This is a genomic window from Burkholderia sp. Ac-20345 (assembly GCF_017104825.1).
GTDB classification, from domain to species: domain Bacteria; phylum Pseudomonadota; class Gammaproteobacteria; order Burkholderiales; family Burkholderiaceae; genus Burkholderia; species Burkholderia lata_B.
Genome location: NZ_JAAGPO010000075.1, coordinates 1 through 21,803 on the forward strand (window position 1 = coordinate 1; position 21,803 = coordinate 21,803).

The following is a 21,803-nucleotide window of genomic DNA, read 5'->3' on the forward strand; positions in this document are numbered from 1 at the left end:
CACCCGTGGCGAAACGCATCCGGAACCGGAAACCGACGAGGCACTCGCAGAAGCACTGCCCGGCGCCGAGCTGGCAGCCGACGCGGAAGCCGTCGCGCGTGATGGCGAGGAACGCCGCCGTCGCCGTAGCGCCGCAAGCCGACCCAGCATGCGGCTACGCTCGAAACCGTCACCCGTGGCGAAACGCATCCGGAACCGGAAACCGACGAGGCACTCGCAGAAGCACTGCCCGGCGCCGAGCTGGCAGCCGACGCGGAAGCCGTCGCGCGTGATGGCGAGGAACGCCGCCGTCGCCGTCGCGGCCGCCGTGGCGGTCGTCGCGAGCGCGAGGAAGACGGCGCAGTCGTCGACCACGCCGAGCAAGGCGCAGAGGGCGAAGCCACCGTGCAAGCGGTGACGTCGGAAGCACCGGCTGCTGCCGAACCGGCCCACACGGCCGCACCGGCAGTCGTCGTGGCAGCCGCCGCGGCAAGCGCCGTCGTCGCCGAAGCCGTGGTCGAGCGCCATGCCGAACCGGCAGCACCGGCCGCTGTCGAGCCGCAGCCGGCACCGGTATACGTCGAAGCAGCGCCGGTCGAAGCAGCCGTTGTCGCCCAGGCAGCAGAACCGGCACCGGTCGCACCGGCCGTCGATACGGAAGCCGGTCCGGCTCCGGTCGCGGTTTCGCCGACCGACGCGTTCGAAGTGCCGGCAGCGCCTGCCGCTGTCGAGACGCCGCAGCCGGCGCCCGTCGAGCAAGCCGCACCGGCCGTGGCGACCGAAGCCGCTCCGGTGGCTGCCGAGCCGGCCCATGTCGAAGCAGCGCCGGTCGAGGCCGTCGCCGCGCCGGCACCGGCTCCCGCCCAACCGGCAGCCGCGCCCGCTTCGGCGAGCCTGGATGTCGTGCTGGAGCAGGCCGGCCTCGTCTGGGTGAACACGGACGCCGGCAAGTTCGCCGCTGCACAGGAAGCCGCGTCGCACCTCTCGCGCCCGGCTCGCGTGCCGCGCGAACGCAAGGCGCTGCCGCCGGTCGATACGGCCCCGATGCAGCAGGTCGAAACGACGCATCACTGATCGACGCATCGTCCGACCAGGAAAAGCCCGCCTCCGGCGGGCTTTTTCACGTCCGCGCTGCGGGTTTCCGCCCACCGGACCCGCCCGCCGCTTGCGGCTAAAATAGAGATCTGGTTCGCACTTCTTTCAACATGTCCCGACGCATCATTCCTCTCGCCGACGTCAGCGGGATGCCGGACGTCTCCGGCGTCGCGCATGCCCCGGACGGCACGCTGGCCGACACGTTCGCCAGGCCGCTGCGCGACCTGCGCATTTCGGTGACGGATCGCTGCAACTTTCGCTGCGTGTACTGCATGCCGCGCGCCGTCTTCGACAAGGACTACCCGTTCCTGCCGCACAGCGCACTGCTCACGCACGAGGAGATCGAACGCGTGGCGCGACTCTTTGTCGCACACGGCGTCGAGAAAATCCGCATCACGGGCGGTGAGCCGCTGCTGCGCAAGAATCTCGAATTCCTGATCGAGCGCCTCGCCCGCCTGACCACGCATGACGGCCGCCCGCTCGACCTGACGCTCACGACCAACGGTTCACTGCTCGCGCGCAAGGCGCGCGCGCTGAAGGACGCCGGGCTCACGCGCGTGACGGTCAGCCTCGACGCGCTCGACGATACGTTGTTCAAGCGCATGAACGATGCCGAGTTCGCGAGCGCCGACGTGCTCGACGGCATCTTCGCCGCCCAGGCCGTGGGCCTCGCGCCGGTCAAGGTCAACATGGTCGTGAAGCGCGGCACCAACGACAGCGAGATCCTGCCGATGGCCGAGCGCTTCCGCGGCACCGGCGTGATCCTGCGCTTCATCGAATACATGGACGTCGGCACGTCGAACGGCTGGAACATGACCGAGGTGCTGCCGTCGGCGGACGTCATCGCACGGCTCGCCGAACACTTCCCGCTCGTGCCGCTCGAGCCGCACACGGCGGCCGAAACCGCACAGCGCTGGGGCTATGCGGACGGCAGCGGCGAGATCGGCGTGATTTCGAGCGTCACGCAGGCCTTCTGCGGCGACTGCACGCGCGCACGGCTGTCGACCGAAGGCAAGCTGTACCTGTGCCTGTTCGCGTCGACGGGCCACGACCTGCGCGCGCTCGTGCGCGGCGGCGCGAGCGACGCCGAGATCGCGACCGCGATCGCCCGCATCTGGCAGGCCCGCACCGACCGTTATTCGCAACTGCGCGGCAGCGCGTCTGCCGAGGCCCTGCCCGACGGCGCCGGCAAGCGGGTCGAGATGTCGTATATCGGCGGCTGACGCACGCCGCCCTTCCCGCCTTCTCACGATGCCCGCTTCCACCTCCCCCTCGATCGCCGGCCTGCTGCTCGCAGGCGGGCGCGCCACGCGCATGGACGGCGTCGACAAGGGCCTGCAGTTGCTCGACGGCACGCCGCTCGCGCTGCACGTGCTGCGCCGGCTCTCGCCGCAGGTCGACGAGACGCTGATCAGCGCGAATCGCCATGCCGATCGCTATGCCGAACTCGGTGCGCCGTTCGACGCGCGCATCGTCGCGGACGAAACGCCCGACTTCCCCGGCCCGCTCGCGGGCCTGCTCGCCGGCATGCGGGCGGCGCGCGCGCCGCTCGTCGCGTGCTCGCCATGCGACACGCCCTATCTGCCCGCCGACCTCGTCGCACGGCTGCAGGCGGCGCTCGACGCGCAGCAGGCCGACATCGCGATGGCGGTGACCGTCGACGCACAACAGGCGCGCTCGCCGCAGCCGACGTTCGCGCTGCTGCGCACGTCGCTGGCCGACGATCTCGCCACCCGGCTCGCGGCCGGCGACCGCAAGGTGCGTGCGTGGTACGCACGCCACAAGACGGTCGAAGTCGAGTTTCACGACGAGCGTGCGTTTTACAATGCCAACTCCTGGCAGGAACTCGCCGCGCTGGCCCGCCGCTGACGGCACCCGTGCGGTTCCCGCCCGCCGCACGCGAAACCCGCGCCCAGGCACCCTCCTCGCGCCACCGGCCACGAACCCGATACGCCTTGCGGCGCAGTCCGACTGATGATCACGCAATCCTCGCCCGCCTCCCGAACCGCACCCGATTCCGATGCCCCGCTGTCGCTCGCCGACGCGCAGGCGCTCGCGTGCCGCTTCGCGGTACCCGTCGACGCGTGTGACACGGTGAAGCTGCGCGACGCGCTCGACCGCGTGCTCGCGGCCGACGTGAACGCGCCGTTCGACATTCCCGCGTACGACAACTCGGCGATGGACGGCTATGCGTTCAATGGCAGCGCCGGCACGCACGCGTCGCCGCCAGTGGATGTCGCGCTGACGGTCGCCGGCACCGCGCTCGCCGGTCATCCGTTCGACGGCGCCGTGGCGGCCGGTTCATGCGTGCGCATCATGACGGGCGCGCCGATGCCGGCCGGCTGCGACACGGTGATTCCGCAGGAACGCGTGCGCGTCGACGGCGACACGATCCACTTCGCCGCGCACGACGTCGCGCGCGGCGCGAACTGCCGCAAGGCCGGCGAAGATCTCGCGCGCGGCGCCTGTGCACTCGCCGCGGGCCGCATCCTGCGACCGTCCGATCTCGGCCTGCTCGCGTCGTTCGGTTTCCCCGAGGTCACGGTACGCCGGCGCGTGCGCGTCGCCGTGTTCTCCACCGGCGACGAACTGCGCGAGCCCGGCGAGCCGCTCGGCCCCGGCGCACTGTACGACAGCAATCGCGGGATGCTGATCGCGATGCTCGAAAGGCTGCATGTCGACGCGGTCGATCTCGGGATCGTCCGCGACGACCCGGCCGCGCTCGAAGCCGCATTGCGCGACGCCGTCGCCGCGCAGGCCGACGCCGTCATCACGTCCGGCGGCGTATCGGTCGGCGAAGCCGACTTCACCCGCGACGTCATGGCGCAGCTCGGTGACGTGACGTTCGCCAGCCTCGCGCTACGTCCCGGCCGGCCACTCGCGTGCGGCACGCTCGCACGCACGGCCGATGGCGCCGGTCACACGCTGTTCTTCGGGCTGCCCGGCAATCCGGTCGCGTCTGCCGTGACGTTCTACGCGATCGTGCGCCCCGCGCTGCTGACGCTGGCCGGCGCGCAGGCCCAGCCGCCGGCGATGCATACGGCACTCAGCACGCAAGCGCTGAAGACGCGCCCGGGCCGCACCGATTACCTGCGCGGCATCGCGACGCGCGCCGCCGACGGCCGCTGGCACGTCGCACCGGCCGGCTCGCAGAGTTCCGCGTCGCTGAGCGGCCTCTCGGCCGCCAACTGTTTCATCGTCCTGGGCCACGATACCGCGGCAGTCGACGCGGGCACCCCGGTCGACATCCTGCCGCTCGACGGCCTGATCTGAATTCCACTATCGGTATATCTCTACGGGGGCAATCCGCACATGAAGAAACAAATTTCGTCGATCGCCGCGGGACAGACCGCCAAGGCGCTGATCCTCGTCTACCTGACGTTCAGCGTGCCGATCGTGCTGCTCGGCATTCTCGTCGCGTACATCCGCTACGGGATGGTCGAACTGAGCACGATCCTGAGCGCGCTGCTGCTGAACGCAATCCTCGGCTTCGTGCTGCTGTGGATCGCATGCCATGCGTACAACTGGGTCGCATCGCGCTTCGGCGGCATCGAGATCGTGCTGTCCGATCCGCCGGAGGAAGCGTGAGCGGCACGCCGCTGATCCGCGCGGCAGAGGCACGCGACGTCGGCGCGATCCTCGCGCTGATGCGCGAGCTGGCCGAGTTCGAGAAGCTGACGCACCTGTTCGTCGCGACCGAGGCCGATCTCGCCGACGCGCTGTTCGGCGAGCAGCCTGCCGCCGAGGCGCGCGTGGCCGAACACGACGGCGCGATCGTCGCGTATGCGCTGTTCTTCCACAATTATTCGACGTTCCTCGGCCGTCGCGGCCTCTATCTCGAGGATCTGTACGTGCAGCCGTCGCAGCGCGGCACGGGCCTCGGCACCGCGATGCTGCGCCACCTCGCGGCATTGGCCGTCGAACGCCGTTGCGCTCGCTTCGAATGGTCGGTTCTCGACTGGAACCAGCCTGCGATCGATTTCTACGAAAAGATGGGCGCGACCGTGCTGCCCGACTGGCGCATCGTTCGCGTCACGGGTGACGCGCTGGACACGCTCGCCGGGCATTGACCGCGGGCCGGCCACACCGGCAGGCACTGCGAAAGAAAACGGGCGCCGCGGCGCCCGTTTTTGCTTTCCGGCCGATGTCGGCCATGTGCATCATGCGTCGTCCGCGTCGGCACCTTCGGTACCTTCCGCGCCGAGCAGCCCGGCCGCCGTGTCGCCCGGCAACGCCTCGACCTGCTTCAGCTTGCGGTTCATCACACGCGTGCGCTGCTCGGCCGCCTCGATCGAGCGCGTGACCGTTTCGAGCTGCGACTTCGTGCGCGCAAGTACGTCGCCGAACTTGCCGAACTCCGTCTTCACCGCGCCGAGCACCTGCCACACCTCGCTCGACCGTTGCTCGATCGCGAGCGTGCGGAAGCCCATTTGCAGGCTGTTCAACAGTGCGGTGAGCGTCGTCGGGCCGGCGACCGTCACGCGATAGTCGCGCTGCAGCAGGTCGGTCAGCCCCGGGCGACGCAGAATCTCCGCATAGAGCCCTTCGGTCGGCAGGAACAGCAGCGCGAAATCGGTCGTATGCGGCGGCGCGACGTACTTCTCGGCAATCGTGCGCGCCTCCAGCCGCACACGCGCTTCGAGCGCGCGGGCCGCTTCCTCGACCGCCACCGCATCGGCACGCTCCTGCGCATCGATCAACCGCTCGTAGTCCTCGCGCGGGAATTTCGCGTCGATCGGCAACCACACGGGCGGCGCGTCACGCGTGCCTGCCTCGCGCCCCGGCAGCCGGATCGCGAACTCGACGCGCTCGCTGCTCTTCGGCACCGTCGCGACGTTCTTCGCGTACTGCTCGGGCGTCAGCATCTGCTCGAGCAGCGCCTCGAGCTGCACTTCGCCCCAGGTGCCGCGCGTCTTCACGTTGGTCAGCACTTTCTTCAAGTCGCCGACGCCCGCCGCGAGCGTCTGCATCTCGCCGAGCCCGCGATGCACCTGCTCGAGCCGGTCCGACACGAGCTTGAACGATTCGCCGAGCCGATGCTCGAGCGTCGCGTGCAGCTTCTCGTCGACGGTGCGGCGCATCTCCTCGAGCTTCGCCGCGTTGTTCGTCTCGATTTCCTTCAACCGCTGTTCGAGCGTCGCGCGCACCTCGCCGATCCGGCGGTCGTTCGCCTCGGTCAGTTGCGTGAGCTGCCGGTTCAGCGTGTCGCCGAACAGCCTGAGCGCGCCCGTCTGCTCCTCGCGCGCCTGCTGCGCCTGGCGCTGCACGCTCTCGCGCATCGCGTCGAACTGCTGCGCATTGCCGGCGACGAGCTTGCCGAGCTGCTGTGCGAAACCCTCGATCTGGTTGTTCTGCACGGTCGCCACGCTCGTCAGTTGCGCGGCGAGCGTCTGCTGAAGCTGCGCGAAACTGCTGGCCAGCTCGGTGCGCGACCCGCGCGCGTTCTCGACGATCTCGCCGCGCAATTCGCGTTCGAGCCGCTCGACCGCGCGCGCCTGCGCATGCGCGGCGTCCTCGATCTGGTCGCCCAGTACCGCCGCATCGTCGTGGCGGCCACCGCCACGCACGAGCGCGACGATCGCCACCGCAAGCGCGACGGCCAGCACGACGACCGCCGCAAGCAACAACGTCATCGTCATGCGCGCGGCTTCCCGATCACGTCAGGGTTGATCGGATTCGGCGGCTGACCCGCGCGCGGCCCCTCGCCCAACGCGGCGATCAGGTTGTCGACGGCGAGGTTCGCCATCGCGCGGCGCGTTTTTTCGGTCGCGCTCGCGATATGCGGCGTCAGCACGACGTTCGGCACCTCGAGCAGCGCCGGATGGACCGTCGGCTCGCCTTCGTACACGTCAAGGCCGGCGGCGGCGATCGTGCCGTCGCGCAGCGCGACGGCCAGCGCCGCGTCGTCGACGATCCCGCCGCGCGCAATGTTGGTCAGCGTCGCGGTGGGCTTCATCTTCGCGAGCTCGGCAGCGCCGATCGTGTGATGGTTCTCCTTCGTGTACGGCAGCACGAGCACGACGTGATCGGCACGCGCGAGCAGCGCATCCTTCGACACGTATTCGGCATTCAGCTCGGCCTCGATCTCGGGCGCGACCCGCGACCGGTTGTGATAGATCACCTGCATCCCGAAGCCGCGCGCGCGGCGCGCAAGCGCCTGGCCGATGCGCCCCATCCCGATGACGCCGAGCGTCGAACCGTAAATGTCGCTGCCGAGGAAGCCGTCGTACGCCCACTTCTGCCAGTGGCCGGCCCGCAGCCAGTGTTCGGATTCGGCGATCCGGCGTGCTGCGGCCATCATCAGCGCCCAGCCGAAATCGGCGGTCGACTCGTTCAGCACGTCGGGCGTGTTGGTGCCGAGCACGTTCGCCGCGTTGAACGCGGCCATATCGAAATTGTTGTAGCCGACCGCCATGTTCGCCACGGCGCGCAGGCGCGGCGCCGCCGCGAGCGCCGCCGCGCCGACCGGATCACCGGCCGTCAGCGCGCCGTCCTTGTCGGCCAGACGCGCGGCGAGCGCGTCGGGAGCGAGTGCGTCGCCGTTGTTCCAGTCGACCTCGAAATACTGCTTGAGCCGCTCGATCACGTCCGGAAAGATCGGACGCGCGACCAGGATCTTCTGCATCGCCATCTCCGCATGCCGCGGACGGATCGCAGCGCGCCGTGCGCCGCCGTGACCGCCCGCTCTAGGTTGAAAATCGTCAGCTTACGCCGTGAAGAAGATCCACGACGTCAGCAGGAATACCGGTATCAGCACGACCAGCGCCCAGCCGAGATACGCGAAGAAGCTCGGCATCTTCACGCCGCGCGATTCGGCGATCGCCTTCACCATGAAGTTCGGCGCGTTGCCGATATAGCTGTTCGCGCCCATGAACACCGCGCCCGCGGAAATCGCGGCGAGCGTCGATGCGCCGGTCGTCATCAGCGACTGCGCATCGCCGCCTGCGAGGTTGAAGAACACGAGATAGGTCGGCGCGTTGTCGAGGAACGACGACAGGATGCCGGTCGCCCAGAAGTACATCGCGTCGATCGGCTTGCCGTCCGGCCCCGTGACGAGATGGATGATCTGTGCGAACGCACCGTCGGCACCGGCGCGCAAAATCACGATCACCGGCGCAATCGTCACGAAGATCCCCGCGAACAGCTTCGCGACTTCCTCGATCGGCGCCCAGTTGAACGCGTTGCCCTCGCGCGCGGAGCGCGGCGTCAGTGCGAGCGACGCGAGCGTCACGCCCACGAGTGCGACGTCGCGCACGAGGTTCTGCAATGCGACGTGTGTGCCCCATACGTCGAACGTGATGCCCGGCTTCCAGATGCCGCTCATCAGCACCAGGCCGATCACGGCCGCGAGCAGCACGAAATTGATCTTGCCGTCGATCGACAGCCGGGCGCTGTCGGGCGTCGGGTCGAGCACGGCCGGCCGCTCCTCGCCGCCCTTCCGGTAGAAGTACGTATCGAGCACGAAGAACAGCGTCAGCAGCACCGCGCAGATGAACAGCATCGGCAGCGCGAGGTGTGTGGTCGTCCAGAAGAAGCTCACGCCATTCAGGAAACCGAGGAACAGCGGCGGATCGCCGAGCGGCGACAGCGAGCCGCCCGCGTTCGCGACGAGGAAGATGAAGAAGATCACGACATGCACGACATGCTTGCGGTTGTCGTTCGCGCGCAGCAGCGGCCGGATCAGCAGCATCGCGGCGCCCGTCGTGCCCATCACGCTCGCGAGCAGCGTGCCGAGCGCGAGGATCGCGGTGTTCAGCTTCGGCGTGCCGTGCAGGTTGCCGTTCACGCAGATGCCGCCCGCGACCGTATAGAGCGCGGTGAGCAGCACGATGAACGGAATGTATTCCTCGAGCAGCGCATGCACGAGCGTGCCGAACGCGGTGCCCGCGCCGAACGCGACCCCGAACGGGATCAGGAACACGATTGCCCACCCGGCCGCAATCTTGCCGAAGTGGTGATGCCAGAACACGGGGGCGACGAGCGGGAACAATGCGATGGACAGCAGGATCCCGGCGAACGGGATACCCCAGAGGGCAGACAGCGTGGCACCGTCGAGCGTTGCGGCCGATGCAAGCGCGGGAACGGCGCCAAGCGCGATCCCCGACGCCATGCCCGCCCAGGCGGCATGTCGTTTCATGCAGAACTTCCTTGTTCGAGTGGTAGTGGATGCGGCGGGCGCGTCATGCGCCCCGTACGACGATCACGTGAACGCGGTACGGGCCGTGCGCGCCCAGTACGATGGTCTGCTCGATATCGCCCGTGCGCGACGGGCCCGACACGAAATTGACCGCGCGCGGCAATTCGCCGCGCTCCGAGCGGATCAGTGCAAACGCGTCTTCATGACCGGCGACGATCCGCGACGCGGGAACGATCGCGATGTGTGTTTCCGGCAGCAGACCGGCCGACGCATAGGCGTCGGGGCCGGACAACAGCACCAGCGAGCCCGTTTCGGCAGTCGCGCAAAAACAGCCCGTGAGGCCGACCAGATCGCCGTCGCGCGGCTTGCGGCATTCGACCGACAAGCCTGCGCCCGCCCAGTCGAAATCGGCAAGCGTGCGCCACGCGACGGCCTGCGTCGGCAGGCCGTGAGCAGAAAGGTAGCGGGCCGCGGCGGCCGGTACCTCGGCCAGCGTCGCAACTTCGTCGACCGTCGTCGACAGGCGTACCGCTTCGTCGACAAATGCAGCGACGAGATCGGCCGGCGCCGGCGGGCGCGGGCCCTCCGGATGACGCGCGAGATAATCGGTAACGCCGTCGCGCTCGGCCGCATCGGGTTCGGCCACACGCCCCTGCGCCGCGCGAATGCGCGCGAGGATCTGGCGACGGGCAGCGGAAGTGTCCATGAACGGTCCTCGTGACGTTGGCGGGCGATACCGTCGGATTATACCGGCCGACCTCGCCGCCACGCAGTTTTGGCCGTTCGGCCGACGCCTACTTCGACGCGTCTTCCTCGACCGGCTGCGCGATGCCGAACACCTGGCGCAGGTACGCGAGATACGCCTTGTCGTCGCACATGCTCTTGCCCGGCGAATCCGACAGCTTCGCGACCGGCTGGCCGTTGCAGCGGACCATCTTGATCACGATCTGCAACGGCACATAGCCAAGATCGTTGGTAAGGTTCGTGCCGACACCGAACGCGAGCTTGCTGCGGCCGCGGAACCGTTCGTACAACTGCATGACCTTCGGGATGTCGAGCGCGTCCGAGAACACGAGCACCTTGGTACGCGGGTCGCAACGGTTCGACTCGTAATGGCGGATCATCCGCTCGCCCCATTCGAACGGATCGCCCGAATCGTGGCGCGCACCGTCGAACAGCTTGCAGAAGTACATGTCGAAGTCGTTCAGGAATGCGTCCATCCCGTAGACGTCCGACAACGCGATCCCGAGATCGCCGCGGTATTCCTTCGCCCACATCTCGAAGCCGTAGGTCTGCGAATCGCGCAGCCGCGGGCCGAGCGCCTGGCATGCCTGCAGGTACTCGTGCGCCATCGTGCCGAGCGGCGTGATGCCGTGCTTCATCGCGTAAAGCACGTTGCTCGTGCCCGCGAACTGCGGGCCGAGGCCGTCGCGCAGCGTGAGCGCGACTTCCTCGTGCCAGACCTTCGAGAAGCGCCGGCGCGTACCGTAGTCGGCGATCTTGCAGTCGGCGAACTCGGGCTTCGCACCGAGCAGCTTGATCTTCTCGCACAGCCGCTCGCGGCCTTCGCGATAGTCGGGCTCGCGCTGCGTGTTGCGGAAATACACTTCGTTGACGATCGCGAGCACCGGGATCTCGAACAGGATCGTGTGCAGCCACGGCCCCGTGATCTCGATGTCGATTTCACCGTTGCCCTTCGGCGACGGCGTGATCGAGATGTACTTCTCGTTCAGGTGGAACAGCGCGAGGAAATCGACGAAATCGCTCTTGATGAAGCGCATCCGCCGCAGGTAGTCGAGTTCGACGTCGGAAAAACGCAGCGCGCACAGGCCGCGCACCTCGTCGCGGATCTCGTCGATGTACGGCACGAGATCGACGCCGGGCGTGCGGCACCGGAACCGGTATTCGACGCTTGCAGCGGGGAAGTGATGCAGGACAACCTGCATCATCGTGAACTTGTAGAGATCCGTGTCGAGCAGCGAAGTGATGATCATGATTACGGCACCGCCAATATCGTGACAGGGCCTCGGCGCACCGCGCGCCGCCCGGTCTGTCGGCCATGTTACCCGAATGCGGGCCCGACCATCGTGAAACCGCCCGCCGCCCTGCTCCGGTCGCACCGCCCTGCCGGCACACGGTACACGCGCCCCCGCTGGTGCGTCCCTTCGCCTGCCCCCTGGGCGGGGCCCCATAAACTAATCACGAAACGATATAAGCCGGATAGCCGACCACGCCATGCGGGTTTTGCGCTTCAGTTACAATGCCGGTTTTGGCGCAAACGCCACCCCATATATACCGCCAAGCAGGAGCGTTTTAATGACTCACGTTGTGACCGAAGGCTGCATCAAGTGCAAATACACGGACTGCGTGGATGTGTGCCCGGTGGATTGCTTCCGTGAAGGTCCCAACTTTCTCGCCATCGATCCGGACGAGTGCATCGACTGCGCAGTGTGCGTCGCCGAGTGCCCGACCAATGCGATCTATGCCGAAGAAGACGTTCCGGGCGACCAGCAGCAGTTCACCGCGCTGAACGCCGAGCTGGCGAAGGACTGGCCGTCGATCACGAAGACCAAGCCGGCACCGGCCGACGCGGACGAGTGGAAGGACGTGCAGGAAAAGCTGCACCTGCTCGAACGCTGATCGCGCGGCGGCCGCAAAAAATTTTTGTGCGCCGCGGCTCAAAAGTGTTGACGACCTGATCAACGCCCCATATAATCTCGTTTCTCTGCTGTTGTTGTTTGTTCCCCGATAGCTCAGTCGGTAGAGCGCCGGACTGTTAATCCGTAGGTCCCTGGTTCGAGCCCAGGTCGGGGAGCCAAAAACGCAAAGGCCCGTTGAAAGTGGACGGGCTTTTTGCTGGTAGACAAACAAGCATGCAGATGTACCGATTTATTCCCCGATAGCTCAGTCGGTAGAGCGCCGGACTGTTAATCCGTAGGTCCCTGGTTCGAGCCCAGGTCGGGGAGCCAAATAGCGAAAGGCCCGTCATTCGACGGGCCTTTTGTTTTTCCGGCCCGCCTTTCATCGCCCGGTCGCGCGCATGCTAGAGTCTCTGTCCCGCATTCGCATCCGGTTCCGTCGATGAAGCACCGCATCCTCCGCTCAGCCCCCTTCGCCCTCCTGCTTTCCGCATTCGCCGCGGCACCGCTCGCGCACGCGGAGGAAGTCGGCAGCGTCAACACCCATTTCCGCGTCACGGGCTCCGATCGCGTGGTCGTCGAGGCGTATGACGATCCGGTTGTAAACGGCGTGACCTGCTACGTGTCGCGCGCCCGCACCGGCGGGATCAAGGGCACGCTCGGCGTCGCCGAGGATCCCAGCGAAGCGTCGATTGCATGCCGGCAGGTCGGCCCGATCAGCTTCAAGGAGCCGCTCAAGCAACAGACCGACGTGTTCAGCGAGCGCATGTCGTTCATCTTCAAGACCCTGCACGTCGTGCGCGTGGTCGACGCCAAGCGCAACACGATCGTCTACCTGACCTACAGCGACCGCATCGTCAGCGGCAGCCCGAAAAACGCCGTCACCGCGGTGCCGATGCCGGCCGGCACGACGATTCCGGTCAAGTAAAGCCCGCGCCTGCCGGGCGCGCGAGCGATACACTGTCGATTCGACCGCTCCCGCGCCCGATCATGTCCGCCACCCGCCTTCCCGACTCCGCACGCTACTGGCGCACGCCGCTGCTGCCGGATGCGGATCTCGTCACGGCCACCTATCGCGACCACACGTTCGCGCCCCACTGGCACGACGCGTACACGATCCCCGTGATTCTCGAAGGCGCGGAACGCTTCACCTATCGCGGCAGCGGCTACGTCGCCGAAACCGGCTCCGTGCCCGTGATCAATCCCGGCGAGGTGCATACGGGTTCGCGCGCAGCCGACGAGGGCTGGTGCTATCGCGTCAGCTACATGCCGGTCGAATTCATCCGCGAACTCACCCGTGCGATCACCGGCCGCCAGCAGGACGCGCCGTGGTTTGCGCCCGACGTGATTCACGACGCCGATCTTGCAGCCCGGCTCACGCTGGCGCACCGGATGATGGAGGCCGGCAGCGAGCGCGCACTGCCGTCGCAGGCACACGGGCAGCCGGCTGCCGATCCGGCGGCCGGCGATCCGGCGGCCGGCGTACCGCGCATCTACGATCCGCTCGCTGCCGAAACGGCAATGCTCGATGCGTTGTCGACGCTGATCGTGCGCCATGCCGACGCACTGCCGCGACCGGCACCGCTCGCGGCGGACGAACCGCGTGTCGACGCGATGCGCGAGCGGCTCGCCGCCGATCTCATGTGCGCGGTGACACTCGACGAAGTCGCTCAGGCGGCCGGCCTGTCGCCGTTCCACGCGGCGCGCCTGTTCACCCGCACGACCGGCATGCCGCCGCATGCCTGGCGCAACCAGTTGCGCCTGCAGCGCGCGCTGGCGCCGCTGCGCGCGGGCGTACCCGTCGCCGACGTCGCGGCGGCCAGCGGCTTCGTCGACCAAAGCCACTTCACACGGCATTTCAAGCGCATGTTCGGCGTGCCGCCCGGGCGCTGGCAGGCAAGCTGACGCGTAGCGTCCGGCCCACCACCGCACTGCCATCGGCACCGGCGCGCGGGAAAGCCCCCCCCACCCCGCGAGCGCAAGAACATACAAGCCGGCACACCACCTGCCCGCTATCCTCCAGTTCATGGAGGAACGCCCTTTGAACCCGACACCCGCATCGCCCGCTCGCCGCCCATTGAACGAATGGCTCGACGGCGCGCGCGACACGATTCCGATGATGATTGGCGCCGCCCCGTTCGGCGTGATTTTTGGCACGCTCGTTGGCGGCGGCCCGCTCGCCGCGTGGCATGGTGCGCTGATGTCGCTCGCCGTGTTCGCGGGCTCCGCGCAGTTCATCGCGCTCGGCCTGATCGCGGGCAGCGCGAGCTTCGTCGTCGTGCTCGCGACCACGCTGATCGTGAACCTGCGTCACCTGCTGTACAGCGCAACGCTCGCGCCCTATGTCGCGCACCTGCCGCTGCGCTGGCGCGCGACGCTCGGCGCGCTGATGACCGACGAGGTGTTCGCGGTCGCCTATGCGCACTACCGGCATTTCCCGCCCGGCGCGATCGGCCCCCACTACTTCTTCGGCTCCGGGCTCGCGATGTACCTGAACTGGCAGGTCTGGACGCTCGCCGGCATCGGCTTCGGCGCGGCGTTCCCGGGCCTGCAGTCGCTCGGCCTCGATTTCGCGATGGCGGCGACCTTCATTGCGATCGTCGTCCCGCAGCTCGGCACGCTGCGCTATTTCGCGGCGGCCGTGACGGCCGGCACGCTGGCGTACTTCTGGCAGGGCTGGCCGTACAAGCTCGGGCTGCTCGGCGCGGTCGCCGTCGGCGTGGCGATCGGCGTCGCGCTCACGCTGCTGCACGAACGCACACGTGCCGGCTCGCGCACGGAGGCCGCATCGTGAACTACGCGCTGCTGATTCTCGGGATGGCCGTCATCACGTACGCGATCCGCTCGACGCTGTTCCTGTTCGGCGAACGGCTGACCTTCCCGCCGCTCGTGCGGACCGCACTCGGCTTCGTGCCCGTCACCGTGCTGACCGCGATCATCGTGCCGATGACCGTCTCGCCGCATGGCGGCACGGCCGAGCTGACCTGGCGCAATCCGCAGCTCGTCGGTGCGCTGGCGGCCGTGTTCGTGTCGGCGGCAACCCGCCGCCCGCTCGTGACGATCGCGGCGGGGCTCGCGGTGTTCTTTTTCTGGCAAGGGGTCGTGCTGCCTCACTGGCTGCCCGCCTGAGCACACGCTCGGTCGCGCGCGCTCAAGTTTCCGCCCGGCACGCCGATAAAGGGGATGAAGACCCGCCACCGGCCTCGGCGCGCACCGGTCAGTCGACGCTGCGCCCGCCCCGGTGCGCCGTGCCGGCCGTCGGCTTGCGCGGGCCGCCATCGAGACGATTCATGGGCCAGATCACCCTTTCCCTCAAGGACGACACGCTAGAGTCCCTGCGCAAGGACTACGACGCGTTCGTCCGCGTGTCGCTGAAACTCGACCCGCAGTTCGCGACGCCGTCGTTCGAGGATTTCCTGCGCGCCAAACTGCTCGACAACATGGTGCCGCTGACCGAGCACGCGGTGCAGCGGATGCTGCAGGGCGGCCAGTACGCGTGGGCAAAACGCACGCTCGACAAGGAATTTCCGGACGTCGTCGCGATCCTGATGCGACAGGCCGGCGAATTCGGTTTCGGCTTCGCATCGCGCTCCGAATGGACCCCCGATGAGCTCGCGAAGGCTTGCCGCGACTGGGCGAAAGCGATCGTCGCCGAAGCACAGGGCGACCCGTCGCTGATCGACCCGCTCGCCTCGCAGATCAAAGGGGCCGCGCAAGACATCCAGACGCTCGAGGAACTGATGCAGACGCCTGCATGGCGGCTCGCGGAATCGCTGCGACAACGGGTCTACGAAGCCAAGCTCGCGTGCGAGATGAGCGTCGGCAGCACCGCGCGCGACAAGCTCGGCGAACTGCGCGGGCTGCTGCGGCTCGGGCTCGCGCACGGCTCGTTCCAGAAGCAGGAAGCGCAGCAGATCATGGAATACCTGCGGCTGCTGAAACCGGAGATCTTCGTCGAGGAACCGTACGACGTCTTCGCCCGGCTCGCCGCATGGCTGCGTAGCGTATTCACCCCGGCTGCCGCGCGGCCGGCGCAGGGCCAGGGACAAGGGCAAGGACAGCGCCGGCCGTAACGGCACGCTGATGCGCATCGACAGATGAATATGGCCCGGTTCGCGCAATGCGAACCGGGCCGTCGGATGGCCACCGTCGCGACGCACCGTCCGGGACGAGCGTCGCGCGGCACCAGGCACCGTTTACTGCGTGGCACCCTGGGCCGATGCACTGCCCTCCGCGCCGACCGACGCGCCGCCTTCGGTCGCTTCGCCGGCCTTCGCCTTGGCCGAGCCGACATGGCCCTTGGCCGACTTCGCGGCATGCTTCGTGTGCTTCTTGGCCGAGTGGACGGCCGACGACGCCGTATCCTTCGCGCCATCGGCTGCCGCGCCGACTGCATCGGTTGCACCGCCGACTGCATTGCCCGACGCGTTCGCGCCCGCACTGCCCTGCATGCCTGCACCGGCACCCGCCGCCGGCGTCTGCGCCTGTACGCCGGCACCGGCTGCACCCTGCACCGCCGTGCCCGTCTGGGCAAATGCGGCCGAAGTGGCGAACGCCGTCAGCGCGGCACCGATCAGCATCGTACGAATCTTGGACATGGCAATTCTCCTCAGGAAGTTGTGCGCCCGAACCGCAGCGATGCAGTCCGGTGCGTCCCCCGCCACAACACGCGGCAGGTACGACAAAAAACCCGCGGCCCGCACGGCCGGTTCTCGAATCTCTCAGACTGTTACCCACCGTTTCATTTGCTGACGAATGGCTCACACTCCCTAACAACTGCATGCAGCGGCCGGCCGCGCTCGCGCGCCGGCCCGCGGTGCCGTATGATGCGAGGCGATTCCTCCCGCGCATTGCGCCCCTTCTTCGTCATGCCCAACCTGGATTTCACGCTGACCGGCGAATACGTCGAGCTGCACAACCTTCTCAAGATCACCGGCCTCGCGGACAGCGGCGGCACCGCGAAGCTGATCGTCGCGTCCGGCGCGGTGAAAGTCGACGGCGCGGTCGAACTGCGCAAGACCTGCAAGATCCGCGCGGGCCAGGTCGTCCTGCTCGGCGACACGCGCATTGCCGTGCGCGAAGCCTAGGGATCTGTTCCCCCTGCCTGCGACATGGCCATCGGCGCGCGCGTTCGACACGGTTCGAATAAAGCCGTAAGCTAGCCGTCTCTCAAAATAAATACATATAGCGCGGGCCCGCACCCGCGCGAGCGCCCATTCCATGTCGCATTCCGGTCTTACGCGGACGGCCGCCGCGCCGCCGTCCCTGTCCAGTCACGCCGCCGATACCGCGCGCCTCGCCGCGCCGCTCGCGATCGCGCAGCTCTCTCAGATGGCGATGAGCGTCACCGATACGGTACTGCTCGGCTCGCTCGGCCCCGATTCGCTCGCCGCGGGCGGACTCGGCGCGAACTTCTTCTTCGTCATCGTCACCATCCTGCAAGGCGTGCTGTCGTCGGTCAGCGTCAGCGTCGCGCATGCGCGCGGCGCCAAGGCCGACGAACGCGTACCGCACATCTACTGGACCGGGTTCGCGCTGTCCGTGCTGCTCGCGATTCCGGCCATCATCGCGCTGTCGCTGTCCGAACCGATCCTGCTGATGTTCCACGAGCCGCCATTGCTCGCGCATCACGTCGGCGAATACACCGGCATCCTGCGCTTCGCGGCGCTCGGCAGCCTGATCGGCGTCGGGCTGATGCGCGCGTTCCTGCCGGCGATCGGCGCGGCACGCCGGCTGTTGTGGGTGTCGATCGGCGGCGTCGGCGTCAACGGCGTGCTGAACTACGGGCTGATCCACGGCGCGTTCGGGTTGCCGCGCCTCGGCTTCCTCGGTTCAGCCGTCGCGACGACGATCACGATCTGGCTCACCGCGCTCGCACTGATCTGGCTGCTGCACGGCCGGCAGCGCTTCCGTCACTTCGTCACCGCCGCGCGCCCGAAGCTGCCGATGATGGGCGAACTGATCGGCATCGGCTGGCCCGTCGCGATCACGTACGGGGTCGAGTCGACGCTGTTCCTCGCGACCGGCCTGACGATCGGCGTGCTCGGCGCGACGTCGCTGGCCGCGCACCAGATCGCGCTGAACGTCGCGTCGGTGGCGTTCATGGTGCCGCTCGCGATCGGCCAGGCCGCCAACGTGCGGGTCGGTTACTGGGTCGGCGCAGGGGCGCCCGTCGCCGCGCGGCATGCGGGCTTCGTCGCACTCGGCCTCGGTGTCGCGTTCATGACGCTGTCGGGCCTCGTGCTGGTCGTCGCGCCGCATGCGATCGTCGGTCTGTACCTGAACCTCGACGATCCGGCCAACGCGGCCACCGTCTCGCTCGCCGCGTCGCTACTCGGCATCGCCGCGGTGTTCCAGATCGTCGACGGCGCGCAGACCGTCGCGTCGGGTGCGCTGCGCGGCCTGAAGGACACGCGCATCCCGATGCTCGCGGCGACCCTCGGCTACTGGGGCATCGGCTTTCCGACCGGCTACTGGTTCGCGTTCCACGTGGGGCTCGGTGCCCGAGGCCTCTGGTGGGGCCTCGCCGCCGGCCTCGCAAGCGTGGCCGTGCTGATGGCGTGGCGCTTTCATCTGAAGAGCGGGTCGCTCGTGACGTCGCTGCACTGAGCGCGACACGACGCGAAATCCGAGCCGGCGCTATGCTTGTCGGTTGAAGATCTCAAGACGCCGCGCGAGCGGCGCGACTGCCTCACGATACGTCTGATTACGTCTGATGCCGCGCGACGACGCGCGGCCTTTCCCCTTTCCTGGAGGAGTGGATCATGAACGAAGCAGTTCGGATGGAACGCGATACGTTCGGCGAGATCGCCGTGCCGGCCGACCGGCTCTGGGGCGCACAGACCGAGCGCTCGCTGCAGAATTTCCGGATCTCGACCGAGAAGCAGTCGCCCGAGCTGATCCACGCGCTTGCGATCGTCAAGCGCGCCGCAGCGGCCGTGAACCAGTCGCTCGGCGTGCTGGCCGACGACAAGGCGCGCGCGATCATCGACGCGGCCGACGAGATCATCGCCGGCAAGCATCCGCGCGAATTCCCGCTCGCCGTGTGGCAAACGGGCTCCGGCACGCAGACCAACATGAACCTCAACGAGGTGATCGCGAATCGCGCGAGCGAACTGATGGGCGGCGAGCGCGGCGAAGCGCGCAAGGTTCATCCGAACGACGACGTGAACCGCGGCCAGTCGTCGAACGACGTGTTCCCGACCGCGATGCACGTCGCGGCCGCGTACGCGATCGTCAACCACCTGCTGCCGGCGCTGCGCACGCTGCGCACGACGCTCGACGCGAAGTCGAAGGCGTTCGCCGATATCGTGAAGATCGGCCGCACGCACCTGCAGGACGCGACGCCGCTCACGCTCGGCCAGGAGTTTTCCGGCTACGTCGCGCAGCTCGACCAGGGCATCCGTCACGTCGAATCGGCGCTACCGCACCTGTACGAACTCGCGCTCGGCGGCACCGCGGTCGGCACGGGGCTGAACGCGCATCCGGAGTTCGCGGTGCGCGTCGCCGATGAAATCGGCCGGCTCGCGAAGCTGCCGTTCGTGACGGCACCGAGCAAGTTCGAGGTGATGGCGGCCGCGGATGCGCTGGTGTTCGCGCACGGCGCGCTGAAGACGGTCGCGGCCGGCCTGATGAAGATCGCGAACGACGTCCGCTGGCTCGCGAGCGGGCCGCGCTGCGGGCTCGGCGAGCTGTCGATTCCCGAAAACGAGCCGGGCAGCTCGATCATGCCGGGCAAGGTGAACCCGACGCAGTCGGAAGCCGTGACGATGCTGTGCTGCCAGGTGTTCGGCAACGACGTCGCGGTCAACGTCGGTGGCGCGAGCGGCAATTTCGAGCTGAACGTGTTCCGGCCGATGATCGCGCACAACGTGCTGCAATCGGTGCGGCTGCTCGCCGACGGCGCGCAGAGCTTCAACGACCACTGCGCGGTGGGCATCGAGCCGAACCGTTCGCGGATCGACCTGCTGCTGAACGAATCGCTGATGCTCGTGACGGCGCTCAATCCGCACATCGGCTACGACAAGTCGGCGCAGATCGCGAAGAAGGCGCACAAGGAAGGCACGACGCTGAAGGCGGCCGCGCTCGCGCTCGGTTACCTGACCGAGGCGGAATTCGATGCGTGGGTGCGCCCCGAGCAGATGATCGGGCAGTAACGGCAGTAACGGCAGAAACCGGGCGCGGCGCGATGCGCGGCGCCCGCAGCGGTCAGACCGCGCCCTTCGCGACCTCTTCCGGTTTCATCTCGACGATCTTGTCGAGCGCGGCCCGCACGTCGGCCGCATATTTCGCGAGCACCTTCTGCTCGTCCGTCTCGGGCACGAACGGCGGCACCGGCACCGGGTTGCCGTTCTCGTCGACCGCGACGAACACGACGAGGCAATCGGTCGTCTGGCGCAGCACGCCGCCCTTCGGGTCGCCGGCATGCACGGACACATGGATGTGCATGCTGGTGCGGCCCGTCGCAACGACGCGCGCCTTCAACTCGACCAGATTGCCGACCAGAATCGGACGCTGGAAGCGGATGTTGCCGACGCTGACCGTCACGCAATAGCGGCTCGACCAGACGGCCGCGCACGCATACGCGACCTCGTCGATCCACTTCATCAGCGCGCCGCCATGCACCTTTCCACCGAAATTCACGGAGGACGGCTCGGCGAGGAAGCGGAATACGGTTTCGGTGCGGTCGAGGGCCGCCGGTACGGGGGACGATTGGGACATCTTGTTGGCTCCAGGCGGCAGGGGCGCTGTAATCGGGCCATTATACGTTGCACTGCGGCAACGCGTCGCGGGGCGCCCCGTGTGGCGCGGCTGCCGGGGCCGTGCCCGGCTCACACGCGGCCGGCACCGGTCAGCGGCGCACCGTGATGCCCTGATCGATCGTTCCGTACATCTCGAGGCTGCCGCCGCGCTCACCAGTCGCGCCACCGCCCTGCGCACAGGCCGCGCAGACGAGCGCAGCCGCCAGCAAACAGAAAATCGTCTTCATCGTTGCATCGTGTCACGTGCGGCAGCCCGCTGCTGCCGCTTTCGGCCATTCTACGCGCGCGCCGCAAGCGGCCGCAGCCCGGTTCCGCCGCATCGACGGCGCCCGCGCCACTGCATCCGACATTTCAGCCAAAAGCGAAACATCGAATGCGCGCGCCCACTACACTGAGGATCATCCCGCCTGACGAGACACGACGATGACCGACCAAGACGACCACCACTTTCCGGGCCTGAGCCGCATCGGCTCGCTGATTGCCGACCCCGGGCGCGCCGCGATGCTGTGGGTGCTGATGGACGGCAGTGCACGGCCGGCTGGCGAACTGACGATGATCGCGGGGTTGTCGCCGTCCGCCGCAAGCGCCCACCTCGCGCGCTTGACCGAAGGCGGCCTGCTCGCGCTCGACGTGCGCGGCCGGCACCGCTACTACCGGATCGCATCGGCCGACATTGCGGCATCGCTCGAGGCACTCGCGAACGTCGCCCGCGCGGCCGCACCGCATCGCCCGGTTCCGGCGCCGTCCCGCACGGTCCCGGCCGAACTGCGCTATGCGCGCACCTGCTACGACCACATGGCCGGCGAACTTGCGGTGCGCATCTTCGACGGGCTCACCGCGCGCGGCTGGCTGCTTGCCGACGGCGATGCGATCGAGACCACCGAACTCGGCACCCAGGCGCTCGCACAATGGGGTATCGACGTCGCGCAGCAGCGCACGCGCCGGCGCCGCTTCGCGTGCGGCTGCCTCGACTGGAGCGAGCGGCGCTCGCATCTCGGCGGCGCACTCGGTGCGGCGCTGCTCGAGAGCTTCTGCGCGCACGGCTGGATCGAGCGCTCCGCACGGCCGCGCGTGCTGCGCGTCACCGTGCCCGGACAGCAGGTTTTCGACGGGTGGCTTACGTCCGCTTGACGCCTGCATTGCGTCTGCACGACAACGACGCGCGATCGACAGGTTTTGTTACATCGCATG

General features: G+C 68.1%; 23 protein-coding genes, 2 tRNA genes and 1 pseudogene. 18 read left to right on the forward strand and 8 right to left on the reverse strand.

The window, feature by feature from the left end; genetic code table 11:
• Positions 1-129: 129 nt before the first annotated feature.
• The 6 genes and pseudogenes from G3O06_RS25150 to G3O06_RS25175 all read left to right on the forward strand — a co-directional run.
• Positions 130-1,053 (forward strand): annotated as a pseudogene (locus tag G3O06_RS25150) (ribonuclease E/G); the annotation flags it as partial.
• A 131-nt stretch (positions 1,054-1,184) separates the two neighbouring features.
• Positions 1,185-2,297 (forward strand): GTP 3',8-cyclase MoaA, encoded by a 1,113-nt coding sequence (gene moaA, locus G3O06_RS25155; RefSeq protein WP_174915638.1) that lies wholly within the window; start codon positions 1,185-1,187, stop codon positions 2,295-2,297.
• A gap of 28 nt (positions 2,298-2,325) precedes the next feature.
• The gene (mobA, locus tag G3O06_RS25160) at positions 2,326-2,943 is read left to right on the forward strand and encodes a molybdenum cofactor guanylyltransferase MobA (protein ID WP_205817847.1); all 618 of its coding nucleotides are present in this window, start codon (positions 2,326-2,328) and stop codon (positions 2,941-2,943) included.
• 105 nt (positions 2,944-3,048) lie between these two features.
• Positions 3,049-4,347: a gephyrin-like molybdotransferase Glp gene (glp, locus tag G3O06_RS25165; protein WP_205817848.1), complete on the forward strand. Its 1,299-nt coding sequence runs from the start codon at positions 3,049-3,051 to the stop codon at positions 4,345-4,347.
• Between the two features lie 39 nt (positions 4,348-4,386).
• Positions 4,387-4,662, forward strand: a complete 276-nt coding sequence (locus G3O06_RS25170) for a hypothetical protein (RefSeq protein WP_006476519.1) — start codon at positions 4,387-4,389, stop codon at positions 4,660-4,662.
• Positions 4,659-5,144, forward strand: a complete 486-nt coding sequence (locus tag G3O06_RS25175) for a GNAT family N-acetyltransferase (protein ID WP_174982994.1) — start codon at positions 4,659-4,661, stop codon at positions 5,142-5,144. Before G3O06_RS25170 ends, G3O06_RS25175 begins: the two co-directional genes overlap by 4 nt.
• 90 nt (positions 5,145-5,234) lie before the next feature.
• Here the strand turns inward: G3O06_RS25175 and rmuC are convergent, their stop codons facing one another.
• The 5 genes from rmuC to pncB form a co-directional block, all read right to left on the reverse strand.
• Positions 5,235-6,713, reverse strand: a complete 1,479-nt coding sequence (rmuC, locus tag G3O06_RS25180; RefSeq protein WP_205817849.1) for a DNA recombination protein RmuC — start codon at positions 6,711-6,713, stop codon at positions 5,235-5,237.
• Complete coding sequence (locus G3O06_RS25185) at positions 6,710-7,699, reverse strand: D-glycerate dehydrogenase (protein WP_205817850.1); 990 nt, start codon at positions 7,697-7,699, stop codon at positions 6,710-6,712. Before G3O06_RS25185 ends, rmuC begins: the two co-directional genes overlap by 4 nt.
• A gap of 81 nt (positions 7,700-7,780) precedes the next feature.
• Positions 7,781-9,211 (reverse strand): sodium:proton antiporter, encoded by a 1,431-nt coding sequence (locus G3O06_RS25190; RefSeq protein WP_205817851.1) that lies wholly within the window; start codon positions 9,209-9,211, stop codon positions 7,781-7,783.
• 43 nt (positions 9,212-9,254) lie between these two features.
• Positions 9,255-9,917, reverse strand: a complete 663-nt coding sequence (locus G3O06_RS25195) for a lactate utilization protein C (protein ID WP_205817852.1) — start codon at positions 9,915-9,917, stop codon at positions 9,255-9,257.
• Positions 9,918-10,005: 88 nt separating this feature from the next.
• Positions 10,006-11,205: a nicotinate phosphoribosyltransferase gene (gene pncB, locus G3O06_RS25200; protein WP_174915630.1), complete on the reverse strand. Its 1,200-nt coding sequence runs from the start codon at positions 11,203-11,205 to the stop codon at positions 10,006-10,008.
• Between the two features lie 322 nt (positions 11,206-11,527).
• Here pncB and fdxA point away from each other — a divergent pair, with 322 nt between their 5' ends.
• The 8 genes from fdxA to G3O06_RS25240 all read left to right on the forward strand — a co-directional run bounded on the left by fdxA (position 11,528) and on the right by G3O06_RS25240 (position 15,923).
• On the forward strand, positions 11,528-11,851 hold the full coding sequence (gene fdxA, locus G3O06_RS25205; RefSeq protein ID WP_174915629.1) for a ferredoxin FdxA: 324 nt from the start codon (positions 11,528-11,530) through the stop codon (positions 11,849-11,851).
• Between the two features lie 102 nt (positions 11,852-11,953).
• Positions 11,954-12,029: transfer RNA gene (locus tag G3O06_RS25210), tRNA-Asn, on the forward strand.
• Positions 12,030-12,104: 75 nt separating this feature from the next.
• A tRNA-Asn gene (locus G3O06_RS25215) sits at positions 12,105-12,180 on the forward strand.
• Between the two features lie 112 nt (positions 12,181-12,292).
• Positions 12,293-12,778, forward strand: coding sequence for a CreA family protein (locus G3O06_RS25220; protein WP_174915628.1), 486 nt, complete (start codon positions 12,293-12,295; stop codon positions 12,776-12,778).
• A gap of 62 nt (positions 12,779-12,840) precedes the next feature.
• On the forward strand, positions 12,841-13,755 hold the full coding sequence (locus tag G3O06_RS25225) for an AraC family transcriptional regulator (RefSeq protein WP_205817853.1): 915 nt from the start codon (positions 12,841-12,843) through the stop codon (positions 13,753-13,755).
• Positions 13,756-13,876: 121 nt separating this feature from the next.
• A complete protein-coding gene (locus tag G3O06_RS25230; RefSeq protein WP_205817854.1) occupies positions 13,877-14,644 on the forward strand; it encodes an AzlC family ABC transporter permease in 768 nt (255 codons plus the stop codon).
• Positions 14,641-14,979, forward strand: coding sequence for an AzlD domain-containing protein (locus G3O06_RS25235; RefSeq protein WP_205817855.1), 339 nt, complete (start codon positions 14,641-14,643; stop codon positions 14,977-14,979). The genes G3O06_RS25230 and G3O06_RS25235 overlap by 4 nt, the downstream gene beginning before the upstream one ends.
• A 161-nt stretch (positions 14,980-15,140) precedes the next feature.
• Complete coding sequence (locus G3O06_RS25240; RefSeq protein ID WP_174970282.1) at positions 15,141-15,923, forward strand: DUF4088 family protein; 783 nt, start codon at positions 15,141-15,143, stop codon at positions 15,921-15,923.
• Between the two features lie 123 nt (positions 15,924-16,046).
• Here G3O06_RS25240 and G3O06_RS25245 read toward each other — a convergent pair whose 3' ends face one another.
• Positions 16,047-16,448, reverse strand: a complete 402-nt coding sequence (locus G3O06_RS25245) for a hypothetical protein (RefSeq protein WP_205817856.1) — start codon at positions 16,446-16,448, stop codon at positions 16,047-16,049.
• Between the two features lie 270 nt (positions 16,449-16,718).
• Between G3O06_RS25245 and G3O06_RS25250 the strand changes: the two genes are divergently transcribed.
• The 3 genes from G3O06_RS25250 to fumC all read left to right on the forward strand — a co-directional run bounded on the left by G3O06_RS25250 (position 16,719) and on the right by fumC (position 20,006).
• Entirely contained in the window at positions 16,719-16,937 is a 219-nt protein-coding gene (locus tag G3O06_RS25250) for an RNA-binding S4 domain-containing protein (RefSeq protein ID WP_006486208.1), read from the forward strand.
• 133 nt (positions 16,938-17,070) lie between these two features.
• The gene (norM, locus tag G3O06_RS25255; RefSeq protein ID WP_205817857.1) at positions 17,071-18,459 is read left to right on the forward strand and encodes a multidrug efflux MATE transporter NorM; all 1,389 of its coding nucleotides are present in this window, start codon (positions 17,071-17,073) and stop codon (positions 18,457-18,459) included.
• A 155-nt stretch (positions 18,460-18,614) separates the two neighbouring features.
• Positions 18,615-20,006: a class II fumarate hydratase gene (fumC, locus tag G3O06_RS25260; protein ID WP_174915621.1), complete on the forward strand. Its 1,392-nt coding sequence runs from the start codon at positions 18,615-18,617 to the stop codon at positions 20,004-20,006.
• A gap of 52 nt (positions 20,007-20,058) precedes the next feature.
• Here fumC and G3O06_RS25265 read toward each other — a convergent pair whose 3' ends face one another.
• Together G3O06_RS25265 and G3O06_RS25270 are read right to left on the reverse strand one after the other, a co-directional pair.
• Positions 20,059-20,571 (reverse strand): acyl-CoA thioesterase, encoded by a 513-nt coding sequence (locus G3O06_RS25265; protein WP_031399991.1) that lies wholly within the window; start codon positions 20,569-20,571, stop codon positions 20,059-20,061.
• 130 nt (positions 20,572-20,701) lie between these two features.
• Entirely contained in the window at positions 20,702-20,839 is a 138-nt protein-coding gene (locus G3O06_RS25270; RefSeq protein ID WP_174915620.1) for a hypothetical protein, read from the reverse strand.
• Positions 20,840-21,035: 196 nt separating this feature from the next.
• On the opposite strand from G3O06_RS25270, the gene G3O06_RS25275 reads away from it, so the two are divergent.
• The gene (locus tag G3O06_RS25275; protein ID WP_011351374.1) at positions 21,036-21,743 is read left to right on the forward strand and encodes a helix-turn-helix transcriptional regulator; all 708 of its coding nucleotides are present in this window, start codon (positions 21,036-21,038) and stop codon (positions 21,741-21,743) included.
• The last annotated feature ends 60 nt before the right edge of the window (positions 21,744-21,803 follow it).